Source organism: Tibeticola sp. (assembly GCF_022759015.1).
GTDB classification, from domain to species: domain Bacteria; phylum Pseudomonadota; class Gammaproteobacteria; order Burkholderiales; family Burkholderiaceae_C; genus Tibeticola; species Tibeticola sediminis.
Genome location: NZ_JAEMQB010000123.1, coordinates 1 through 10,410, shown reverse-complemented (window position 1 = coordinate 10,410; position 10,410 = coordinate 1). Strand labels below are relative to the sequence as shown.

Annotated in this window: 12 protein-coding genes, 3 tRNA genes and 1 pseudogene; 11 read left to right on the top strand and 5 right to left on the bottom strand. The window is 66.5% G+C overall.

Annotation, left to right across the window (positions count from 1 at the left end):
* Positions 1–225: 225 nt before the first annotated feature.
* The 5 genes and pseudogenes from thiL to JHC36_RS07895 all read right to left on the bottom strand — a co-directional run.
* Positions 226–1,209, bottom strand: a pseudogene (thiL, locus tag JHC36_RS07915) (thiamine-phosphate kinase); the annotation flags it as partial.
* A gap of 32 nt (positions 1,210–1,241) precedes the next feature.
* Complete coding sequence (locus tag JHC36_RS07910) at positions 1,242–2,093, bottom strand: gamma-glutamyl-gamma-aminobutyrate hydrolase family protein (RefSeq protein ID WP_287917981.1); 852 nt, start codon at positions 2,091–2,093, stop codon at positions 1,242–1,244.
* A gap of 203 nt (positions 2,094–2,296) precedes the next feature.
* Positions 2,297–2,686 (bottom strand): Co2+/Mg2+ efflux facilitator ApaG/CorD, encoded by a 390-nt coding sequence (gene apaG, locus JHC36_RS07905; protein WP_287917979.1) that lies wholly within the window; start codon positions 2,684–2,686, stop codon positions 2,297–2,299.
* A gap of 97 nt (positions 2,687–2,783) precedes the next feature.
* Positions 2,784–3,215 (bottom strand): DsrE family protein, encoded by a 432-nt coding sequence (locus JHC36_RS07900; RefSeq protein WP_287917976.1) that lies wholly within the window; start codon positions 3,213–3,215, stop codon positions 2,784–2,786.
* An 87-nt stretch (positions 3,216–3,302) separates the two neighbouring features.
* On the bottom strand, positions 3,303–3,893 hold the full coding sequence (locus JHC36_RS07895) for a chalcone isomerase family protein (RefSeq protein ID WP_287917974.1): 591 nt from the start codon (positions 3,891–3,893) through the stop codon (positions 3,303–3,305).
* A 401-nt stretch (positions 3,894–4,294) separates the two neighbouring features.
* Here JHC36_RS07895 and trpE point away from each other — a divergent pair, with 401 nt between their 5' ends.
* The 11 genes from trpE to JHC36_RS07840 form a co-directional block, all read left to right on the top strand.
* Positions 4,295–5,794 carry an anthranilate synthase component I gene (trpE, locus tag JHC36_RS07890; RefSeq protein ID WP_124220990.1) on the top strand — a complete coding sequence of 500 codons (1,500 nt, stop codon included), beginning with the start codon at positions 4,295–4,297 and terminating at the stop codon, positions 5,792–5,794.
* A gap of 5 nt (positions 5,795–5,799) precedes the next feature.
* Positions 5,800–6,384: an anthranilate synthase component II gene (locus JHC36_RS07885; protein WP_287917970.1), complete on the top strand. Its 585-nt coding sequence runs from the start codon at positions 5,800–5,802 to the stop codon at positions 6,382–6,384.
* Positions 6,385–6,410: 26 nt separating this feature from the next.
* The gene (locus tag JHC36_RS07880) at positions 6,411–7,085 is read left to right on the top strand and encodes a LysE family translocator (protein ID WP_287917968.1); all 675 of its coding nucleotides are present in this window, start codon (positions 6,411–6,413) and stop codon (positions 7,083–7,085) included.
* 22 nt (positions 7,086–7,107) lie between these two features.
* Positions 7,108–8,145, top strand: a complete 1,038-nt coding sequence (gene trpD / locus JHC36_RS07875; protein ID WP_124220984.1) for an anthranilate phosphoribosyltransferase — start codon at positions 7,108–7,110, stop codon at positions 8,143–8,145.
* A gap of 1 nt (position 8,146) precedes the next feature.
* Complete coding sequence (locus tag JHC36_RS07870) at positions 8,147–8,308, top strand: hypothetical protein (protein ID WP_287917965.1); 162 nt, start codon at positions 8,147–8,149, stop codon at positions 8,306–8,308.
* Positions 8,305–9,105, top strand: a complete 801-nt coding sequence (gene trpC / locus JHC36_RS07865) for an indole-3-glycerol phosphate synthase TrpC (RefSeq protein ID WP_287917962.1) — start codon at positions 8,305–8,307, stop codon at positions 9,103–9,105. Before JHC36_RS07870 ends, trpC begins: the two co-directional genes overlap by 4 nt.
* Positions 9,102–9,782: a uracil-DNA glycosylase gene (locus JHC36_RS07860; RefSeq protein ID WP_287917959.1), complete on the top strand. Its 681-nt coding sequence runs from the start codon at positions 9,102–9,104 to the stop codon at positions 9,780–9,782. The genes trpC and JHC36_RS07860 overlap by 4 nt, the downstream gene beginning before the upstream one ends.
* Before the next feature lie 92 nt (positions 9,783–9,874).
* Positions 9,875–9,960 (top strand) — tRNA-Tyr (locus tag JHC36_RS07855).
* A 97-nt stretch (positions 9,961–10,057) separates the two neighbouring features.
* Positions 10,058–10,131: transfer RNA gene (locus JHC36_RS07850), tRNA-Gly, on the top strand.
* Between the two features lie 30 nt (positions 10,132–10,161).
* Positions 10,162–10,236: transfer RNA gene (locus tag JHC36_RS07845), tRNA-Thr, on the top strand.
* 68 nt (positions 10,237–10,304) lie between these two features.
* The coding region (locus JHC36_RS07840; protein WP_287917984.1) for a GTP-binding protein at positions 10,305–10,410 on the top strand (106 nt) is incomplete at its 3' end.

The following is a 10,410-nucleotide window of genomic DNA, read 5'->3' as shown; positions in this document are numbered from 1 at the left end:
GGCCGTCCCCGGCGCGACCGGTGACAGGCCCGAGCCGAAGCCCAGCGCAATCGCATGCGCCGGATGCGCGAGCATGAAGCGCGCCGTGGCCCGCGGCGGCAGCGGCGGCAGGCTCGAGGCGGGGCGTGCTGCGGGGGTTACGGGGGATGCAGCGGAGGGCGCGGTTTCGATGGGCATGGTTTCATTATCCGCAGCGCTGACCCCGACTTCGGCGGCAACTCGGGCGGCGAAATGGTCGAAGCCGCCGTAGGGGCAGGGGCGGACATGGCCGTCGGCAGCGCGCAGGCGCAGGCCCGGCGCGGCTTCGATCGTGCCGATGCACGTGACCGGCGTGCCGGCCGCCTGGGCGGCGCGCAACACCGCTTCGTGCGCCGCGGCCGGGGCCGTGAATACGAGTTCGTAGTCGTCGCCCCCGGCGAGCACCCACTCCAGACGTTTTTCCGCGGGAATTTCGCCGTATCCCAGCGCCAATTGGTCCGGCTTCGCTAGTAAAGATGTAGCAGTTGCCGCGTCGATGCACGCGCCGACGCCGCTTGCGGTGAGGATGTGTCCGAGGTCGCCCGCGAGCCCGTCGCTCACGTCGGCGCAGGCGCTGGCGATGCCGCGCAGCGCGAGCCCCAGCGCCACGCGCGGGGTCGGGGTTTCCATGCGTGCGCGCACGCGCTCGAACGCGGCCTGCGGCAGCGAGAGCGTGCCGCGAAACACCTCGAGCGCCAGCCGCGCCTCGCCCGGTGTGCCGCTGACCCACAGCTCGTCGCCCACGCGCGCGCCGCTGCGCCGCAGGGCCTGGCCCGGTGGCACCTCGCCGAAGACGGTGATGCACAGGTTCAGCGGACCGGCGGTGGTGTCGCCGCCCACCAGCGCGCAGCCATGCGCATCGGCCAAAGCGAACAGCCCGCGCGCAAAACCCTCCAGCCAGGCGGCGTCTGGCCGCGGCAGGGCCAGCGCGAGCGTGAAGGCCAGCGGCCGCGCGCCGCAGGCCGCAAGGTCCGAAAGATTCACCGCCAGCGCCTTGTGGCCCAGCCGCTCGGGCGCAACGGTGCTCAGGAAATGCCGGCCTTCGACCAGCATGTCGCTCGAGACGGCGATCTGCATCCCCGGCGTCGGCGCGAGCAGCGCGCAGTCGTCGCCGATGCCCAGGGCGACACCGGGTGCGGCGCGGCCGGCCTCGCGCTGGAAGTAGCGGCGGATCAACTCGAATTCGCCCAAAGACCGGGCGGCAGCAGGCAGAGGCTCAGACGTCATGGCGCAGGAGGGAGGGCCGTGGCCGAGGTGCTGGAGCCCGCCGCGCTGACCCGGCGATGCCGATCGGCGCGGGCGCGGGCGGCGGCGAGGAAGCGCTGCATCATCGGCGCGCTGTCGAGCAGGCACTCGGCTGCATCGCGCGGTGTGAGGTGAAATTCCGGATGCCATTGCACGCCGAGCGCGAGCGCGAACGCATCGCCCTCGACCCGGATGGCTTCGATGATGCCGTCCTCGGGGCTGATCGCTTCGACCACCAGCCCCGCACCCAGGCGGTCGACGCACTGGTGGTGGATGCTGGTGACGCGATGCGGTGCGCGGCCGTAAAGATGCTGCAACAGCGAGCCGTCGAGGAAGCGCACCGGGTGGCTCAAGCGGTCGTAGCGCGTGAGGTCCTGGTGCACGGCGGCACCGGGGCGCTGCGTGGGGATGTCCTGCACCAGCGTGCCGCCCATCGCCACGTTGAGCAGCTGCGCCCCGCGACAGATGCCCAGCACCGGCTTGCCCACGGCGAGGAAGGCGCGCAGCAGCGCAAGCTCGTAGCGGTCGCGCACCGGGTCGTGCGGCCAGGGGCCGGGCAGGGGCGCCTGGCCATAGGTCTCGGGGGCAATGTCCACGCCTCCTTGAAGCACCAGGCCGTCGAGCAACTGCACGATGTCCTCGATCGGCGCACGGTCCATGGCGTAGGGCGCGTGCTCGTCGATGAAGGGAACCATCAGCGCAAGGGCGCGATGCGCCATGATCCAGTGCGCCATGGAGCTCTCGAGGAACTGCAAAGGCTTGAGCGGCAGGCCCAGGCCCGCCGGCGGTTCATGCAGCAAGCGAGCGGTGATGCCGATGCGCAGGGTCATGGGTGTGCCTGGGTGGCTCGTCCGGGCGCGTCGCGCTCATGGGAGCGGTGAACGGACTCCGCACCCAAGACTTTTGAGACATCAAGACAACGCTGAATCAGTTCCCGTGATGGCGCGCGGGATGCGCGGCGCGCGAGGGACTTGTTCAGCGTTGCCTTAAGACCTTGCATGTCGCGAGTAGCGGTCAACTGCCGGATTGAGGTTCAATGCATCGTGCGCGGCCCGAGCTGTCCGGTGGCGTCGAGCGCGAAGGGCGGGATGGCGACGAGGAAGGGGTCGCCCTCTTCGGTCACGAACTGATAGCTGCCGCGCATGGTGCCGGTGGGCGTGTGCAGGCGACAGCCGCTGGTGTATTCGAACGATTCGCCGGGCTGCAGCAGCGGCTGGTGTCCGACGACGCCGAGGCCACGCACCTCTTCGAGATGGCCGTCGCTGTCCTCGATCACCCAATGGCGCGAAATGAGCTGGGCCGCCGCGTCGCCCAGATTCGTGATCGTGATGGTGTAGGCAAAGCCATACACCTCGTCGATCGGCTCCGAGGCTTCGGGCACGTAGCGGGTTTGGACGCGGATGTCGATCTCGGGCGGGTGCATGGGCTTGATGATAAGCGTCCCCGTCTTTGCCCATGGCCGAAAAGGGCAACGGCGCCCGAAGGCGCCGTTGCGAGGGACGGGTTCAGCGTGTCCCGAGTCAGGGCCTGAGGTAGACGTAGCCTTCGCGGGCCTGCAGCTTGGCGACTTCGGCCACGCCCGAGGGCACGATCTTGGCTTCCATCACGAGCCGCTTGGGGTCGATCTTGCGCGCAACCAGCGTGTTGTTGCACACGCGGAACTCCACGCCCTTGTTGGCCAGGTCGCTGATGGAGCCGGCAAACGGCTGGTCTTGCTGGTTGGTCGCACCTTCGAGCAGAAAGTCGATGCCCAGGCCGTGCGTGACGACGACGATCTGGACCGTCGGGTCGGCCGCCAGGTGATTGCGGATGTTGCCGATGGCGCGCGACGCCTGCGGAATGCCTTCGTTCAGGTGGTAGACCACCTTGATCGGCGCATCCGCAGCCTGCGCGCCCTGCGCGATGAGGGCGGCGCCAAAAAGCGCCAGAAAGAAACGGAACAGACGGTTCATGGAAGGCTCCTATAGGGCAAAACTCGTTCTTTCAGCATAGACCAAATCATGCCCGCAGCCATCCGGGCAAACCATCACCCGTGCCGTTCACGCGGGTTTGCCGAGCAGGGCGTCTTTCAGCCGCCAGTCGGCCGGGTTGGGGCCGAGCCAGATGCGCATCATGGCGTTGAAGAATTCAGGTTCCTTGAACGGTTCGCCCTGCGGCTGGCCTTTGACGGTGATGATGGTTCCTTTCCCCGGAATCCAGTCGATGCTGAAGGTTTCACCGGGCGAGAGCTTCTTCTGCTCGGCAAAGATCTGGCCCATCCGGATCAGGCCCGGAATCAGTTTGGACATTTCGCTTTTGGGTGTGTTGTCCTCGACGCCGCGCGTGAACAACTTGCCGAGTTCATTGGTGTCGATTTCACGCATCATGGTGATGTGCATGCGCTTGGGGCCTTGCAGGGCCAAAACCGCTTCGGGTGTGTTGGCCTTTTGCGGCAGGTAGAGGGCTGCGACATAGACCTTGAAGATCGCCTTGGTGCGCACCCCCGCGCCGTTGAGCACCAGCGTCTTGCCCGCCAATTCCACGCTGTCGTCGACTTTCACGCCCGCGACCTCCAAGGGCGCAGCCGCGGCCCAACCCGAGGCCAGCAGCAACAGGCACGACATCAGAAAGCGTTTGCGGGAAAAATTCATCTCGAGGCTCCTCAGAAATGTGAACGGTCGTTCGATGGCGCTTGATTGTCCGACCGATCGGGCCGTCGTGCATCAGGGTTTGTTCGAGGGATGGCGAGCGCCCTGGGCGGCTGGGTATGCGGTTTGGCGGTTTGGACGAGACGTTTGCTAAACTGGCTGCATCATGAACGTCGCTTCGCTACGCACTGAGCTGCTGGATGCTCCGGGGCAGAGCCGGCCCCGGGGGGCTTGGCCCTGGCGGCGCTCGCCTGTGCTGCCGCTTTGAGCCTGCGCGTTTTCGCGCGCTCGGCACCGGTTCGGTTTCCCGCCCGCAGCGGGCACGGTGCCCTCACCCCCTTCCCGTATGACCCCTGCCGACGTGGCCTGTGTGCTGCGTCTGGCCACCCGAAGAGATGCGCTTCATGATGACCGAGCTCGAATTCAAAAGCCTCGCCGGCCAAGGCTTTAACCGCATCCCGCTGATGATCGAGGCCTTTGCCGACCTCGAAACCCCGCTGTCGCTCTACCTCAAGCTTGCGCACGGGAAGGACGGCGGGCGCTACAGCTTTTTGCTCGAATCCGTCGTGGGCGGCGAGCGTTTCGGCCGCTACAGCTTCATTGGCCTGCCCGCGCGCACGCTGCTGCGCGCCAGCGGCTTTGGCGATGCGGCCCGAACCGAGGTGGTGCGCGATGGCGTCGTGATCGAAACCGCGCAGGGCAATCCGCTCGATTTCATCGCGGCCTACCAGCAGCGTTTCAAAGTGGCGCTGCGCCCGGGGCTGCCGCGTTTTTGTGGCGGCCTGGCCGGCTACTTCGGCTACGACACGGTGCGGCACATCGAGAAAAAACTCGTGCATTCGTGCCCGCCGGACACTCTGGGCTGCCCCGACATCCTGCTGCTGCAGTGCGAGGAACTGGCCGTCATCGACAACCTCTCGGGCAAGCTCTACCTCATCGTCTATGCCGACCCGGCCCAGCCCGAGGCCTACTTGACGGCGAAGAAGCGGCTGCGCGAGCTCAAGGAGCAGCTTCAATATTCGGTCAGCGCGCCGGTGGTCAAGCCCACGCAGAGCTACCCGGTCGAGCGGGAATTCGCCAAGGCCGACTATCTCGCGGCGGTTGAGCGCGCCAAGCGGCTCATCGAGGCGGGCGACTTCATGCAGGTGCAGGTCGGGCAGCGACTCAAGAAGCGTTACACCGAGTCGCCGCTGTCGCTCTACCGCGCGCTGCGCTCGCTCAACCCGAGCCCGTACATGTATTACTACCACTTCGGCGACTTCCATGTCGTCGGTGCCTCGCCCGAGATTTTGGTGCGGCAGGAGCACACGGCGGCGGGCGACAAGGTCACGATCCGTCCGCTCGCGGGCACGCGGCCGCGCGGCGCCACGCCCGAGGCCGACCAAGCGATCGAGCAGGAGCTGCTGGCCGACCCGAAGGAGCGCGCCGAGCATGTGATGCTCATCGATCTTGCGCGCAACGACATCGGCCGCATCGCCAAAATCGGCTCGGTCAAGGTCACCGAGGCCTTCGTCGTCGAACGCTACAGCCATGTCATGCACATCGTGAGCAACGTCGAGGGCCTCCTGCAAGACGGCATGAGCAGCATGGACGTGCTCAAAGCCACCTTCCCCGCAGGCACGCTCACCGGCGCGCCCAAGGTTCACGCGATGGAACTGATCGACCAGCTCGAGCCCAGCAAGCGCGGCCTCTACGGTGGCGCTTGCGGCTATCTCAGCTACGCCGGTGACATGGATCTGGCCATTGCCATCCGTACCGGCATCGTCAAGGACGGCCAGCTCTATGTGCAGGCCGCCGCGGGCGTGGTGGCCGACTCGGTGCCCGAAATGGAATGGCGCGAAACCGAACACAAGGCGCGTGCGCTGCTGCGTGCGGCCGAACGGGTCGAGGAAGGTCTGGAGTGAACGCCATGACGAACCGCATCAAGCTCCTGATGGTGGACAACTACGATTCGTTCACCTACAACCTCGTGCAGTATTTCGGCGAGCTCGGCGCCGAGGTCGAAGTGTTTCGCAACGACGAGATCACGCTCGAGGGCATCGCCGCGCGCGCGCCGGATCGGCTGGTCATCTCGCCGGGGCCGTGTTCCCCGGCCGAGGCGGGCATTTCGGTCGCCGCCATCGAGCATTTCGCCGGCAAGCTGCCCATACTCGGCGTGTGCCTCGGGCACCAGAGCATCGGGGCGGCCTTCGGCGGACGCATCGTGCGGGCGAAGCAGCTCATGCACGGCAAGACCAGCATCATCACCACCACGCAAGAGGGCGTGTTCGCCGGGCTGCCCGAGCGCTACACCGTCAACCGCTACCACTCGCTGGCCATCGAGCGCGAGACTCTGCCCTCGTGCTTGAAGATCACGGCCTGGACGGACGACGGCGAGATCATGGGCGTGCGGCACACCGAGCTCGACGTGCAAGGCGTGCAATTCCACCCCGAGTCCATCCTGACCGAGCATGGGCACGCGCTGCTGAAGAACTTCCTCGACGGCGCGTCCTGACCGTCCCGGACATTGAAGAAGCCGCCATGCCAGACGCCCACCATCTCCTGCTGTTCGTCGCTGCGGGCCTGCTGCTCAACCTCACGCCGGGCCCGGATGTGCTGTGCGTGACCACGCAGGGCTTGCGCGCGGGTTTCCGCGCCGGGGCGGCCGCAGCACTCGGCGTGGCAGCGGGCTGCTTCGTGCACATCGTGGCGGCGGCGGCCGGCGTGGGTGCGCTGCTGGCCGCTTCGGGTCAGGCCTTCCTCGTGCTCAAGCTCGTGGGCGCCGCTTACCTGCTCTGGGTCGGCCTGCGGCTGCTGCGCCATCCCGGAGGGGTTGATATCAAATCAATAGCAACAAACGACCGAATCACGCCGGCGTTCGGGGTAAAAAGCTTCAAAGATGCCTTTTTGAACGGCTTTTGGACCAACGCGCTCAATCCGAAGGTCGCCTTGTTCTTCCTGGCCTTCGTGCCGCAGTTCATCGCGCCCGACGCGGCCGACAAGACACGCGCGTTCATTGCGCTGGGCCTCTTGTTCAACGCCAACGGTTTGCTCGTCAACCTGGGCTGGGCGGCCATGGCGGCGTGGATGCGCCATGGGCTGGGCCGCGCCGGCCACCGGCTCGAGCGCGCCACCCGTGCGCTCGACCGTGCCGCAGGCGTGCTGTTCGTGGCCTTCGGTATCAAATTGGCTGGTGCCGCCGGCCCGGCGAGCTGATGTTTTTCGAGGAGACCCTTTCATGCCCATCACGCCCCAGGAAGCGCTGCAGCGCGTCATCGAACACCGGGAAATCTTTCACGATGAGATGCTTCATCTCATGCGCCTCATCATGCGCGGCGAGCTCTCGCCGGTCATGACGGCTGCCCTCATCACGGCCCTGCGCGTGAAGAAAGAGACCATCGGTGAAATCACCGCGGCGGCGCAGGTCATGCGGGAGTTTTCCACCAAAGTGCCGGTGGCCGACACCACGCACCTCGTCGACATCGTCGGCACCGGCGGGGACGGCGCGCAGACCTTCAATATTTCGACCTGCGCGATGTTCGTCGCCGCCGCCGCGGGGGCTCGGGTCAGCAAGCACGGCGGGCGCAGTGTCTCGAGCAAAAGCGGCAGCGCCGATGTGCTCGAGAGCCTTGGTGCCGACATCAACCTCAGTCCCGAAGCCATCGCCCGCTGTATCGCCGAGGTCGGCATCGGCTTCATGTTCGCGCCCAACCACCATCCGGCCATGAAGAACGTGGCGCCGGTGCGGCGCGAACTCGGCGTGCGCACGATCTTCAACATCCTCGGCCCCCTGACCAATCCCGCGGGCGCGCCCAACATCCTCATGGGCGTGTTCCACCCCGATCTCGTCGGCATCCAGGTGCGCGCGCTGCAGCGGCTCGGTGCCGAGCACGCGCTCGTCGTCTACGGCCGCGACGGCATGGACGAAATCAGTCTCGGCGCGGCCACCCTCGTCGGCGAGCTCAAGGGTGGCGAGATCAGCGAATACGAAATCCATCCCGAAGACTTCGGCCTGCCGATGGCGAGCAACCGCGCGCTGCGCGTCGAGACGCCCGAGGCCTCGCGCAGCTTGTTGACCGAGGTGCTCGACGATGTGCCCGGCCCGGCGCGCGACATCGTCATCCTCAACGCCGGCGCGGCGCTGTATGCGGCCAATGTCTGCGCCGACATTGGAGAGGGCATCGCCCGTGCGCGCGCAGCCATCGCTTCGGGCGCGGCGCGCGAGCGCTTGCACCGCTTCGTCGCGCTCACCCGCGAACTGGCCGGAGCGCGCTGAGATGGCCAGCCTCTTGCGTGACCCGGGCGCTTGGATCGCCATCGGCATCTCGGTGCTGTTTTTGCTCGTCGCCTGGGTCATGCACCGGGTGATCGTCAAAGTGCTCAAGGCGCCGCCCCCAACCCAAGAAGCCGCGGCTCGCAAGCCGCCCGACACCCCATGAACGACATCTTGCAACGCATCGTGGCCGTCAAGCGCGAAGAAGTCGCCGCCGGCCAGAAGAAGAAACCGCTCGCCGCCATGCGCGCCGACGCCGAAAGCCGCGTGCTCACCCGCGATTTCCTCGGCGCCATGCGCCGCAAGCTCGACGCGGGGCAGGCCGCGGTGATCGCCGAAGTCAAAAAAGCCAGCCCTTCGCGCGGCGTGCTGCGCGAGGACTTCTACGCCGCCGACATTGCCCAAAGCTATGCCGAGGGCGACGGGCACGTCCAGGCGGCTTGCCTCTCGGTGCTCACCGACACCTCGTTTTTCCAGGGTTCGGCGGACTACCTCAAGCAAGCGCGGGCCTCCTGTCCTTTACCCGTGCTGCGCAAAGACTTTCTCATCGACCCCTGGCAGGTCTTTGAATCGCGCGCCATGGGTGCAGATGCGATTTTGCTCATCGCCGCCTGCCTCGACGACGCACAGATGGCCGACTTCGAGGCCATCGCGCGTCACCTCGACATGGCCGTGCTGGTCGAAGTCCACGATGCGGGCGAGCTCGAACGCGCCCTGCGCCTTCAGACCCCGCTGATCGGCATCAACAACCGGAACCTACGGACCTTCGAGGTCACGCTCGACACCACGCTCGCCTTGCGCCCGCGCGTGCCAGCCGATCGCATCGTCGTCGCCGAAAGCGGCATCCTCACGCGCAGCGACGTGCAACGCCTGCGCGACGCCGACGTACACGCATTCCTCGTAGGCGAAGCCTTCATGCGCGCGCGGGACCCTGGCTTCGCGCTGGCCGAACTGTTTGCATGAGGGCCGACGATCTGCCCCGGGCGTTTGCGCACGCGCCGGACGCGTGGCGCGCCGTTCTGCCCGAGTGGGATGCGGCACTCGAGCAGCGCATCTCGGACGCGGTGCGGCGGGTGTCCGGGTCGGCGCCGATGGCCCCGACAGATCCTTTTCGCGCTTTGCGGCTCGTCTCGCCCGAGCAGGTCCGAGTCGTCATCCTCGGGCAGGATCCCTATCCGGGCGCCGGCCATGCCGATGGCCTCGCTTTCTCCGCGCCCACGAGCAGCCGGCCGTCCCTGCGCCGGATCTTCGACATCCTCGAAGCCGACCGACCCGGCTGGCGCCGGCCGCGCAGCGGGCGCCTCGACGCCTGGGCGACCCAGGGCGCGTTGCTGCTCAATCCGACCTTGACCGTCGAGGTCGGGAAAATCAACAGCCACGGCCGCGTCGGCTGGCAGCTGCTGACGGGCGCGATCGTGCGCTGGCTGGCGCAACGACCTCCAGCCCCGGCGTTTCTGTTGTGGGGAAGCCACGCGCAGCGGTTTTTCGAGGCAAGCCTCGCAGGCGCGCCGCCCGTCGCGGCACCGGTACTCACGACCCGTCACCCTTCGAACGACTTTCATCGTCGCTTCATGGCTGAAGGCAGCCACTTTCAAGCCACCGCCGACCGGATCGATTGGTGGGTGCTCACCGATGCGTGAAGACGACCCACTCGAACGCCACGCAGCGCCGTCGCCTTCAAAAAATTCCAGCCGTGGCGGCCGAAACGTGGCATAATTGATGGCTGCGCTGCGGAGGGGTGCCCGAGTGGCTAAAGGGGGCAGACTGTAAATCTGTTGGCTTACGCCTACGCTGGTTCGAATCCAGCCCCCTCCACCAAGCTGTTGGCCGGCTTGGCAAGCAGACGAGCGACGAGCGATTGGAACAGGTTTTTCCACGCATGGACTCACCGCGGGCGTGCTGCCGCGTGAACGATGCGGGAGTAGTTCAATGGTAGAACCTTAGCCTTCCAAGCTAATGACGCGGGTTCGATTCCCGTCTCCCGCTCCAGCTTGGTCGTTTGTCGGTGGCAGAGATTTCGCCCTTGTGGCTCAGTGGTAGAGCACTCCCTTGGTAAGGGAGAGGTCGCGGGTCCGATTCCCGCCAAGGGCACCAGATTCGGGTGGGTGGCGTCGTCTCCCACCCGGTTTCCGTTGGGTTCAATTTTTTTCGGAGTCGAAAAAATGGCAAAAGAGAAATTCGAGCGGACCAAGCCGCACGTGAACGTGGGCACGATTGGTCACGTCGACCATGGCAAGACGACCCTGACCGCGGCGCTGACCAGCGTGC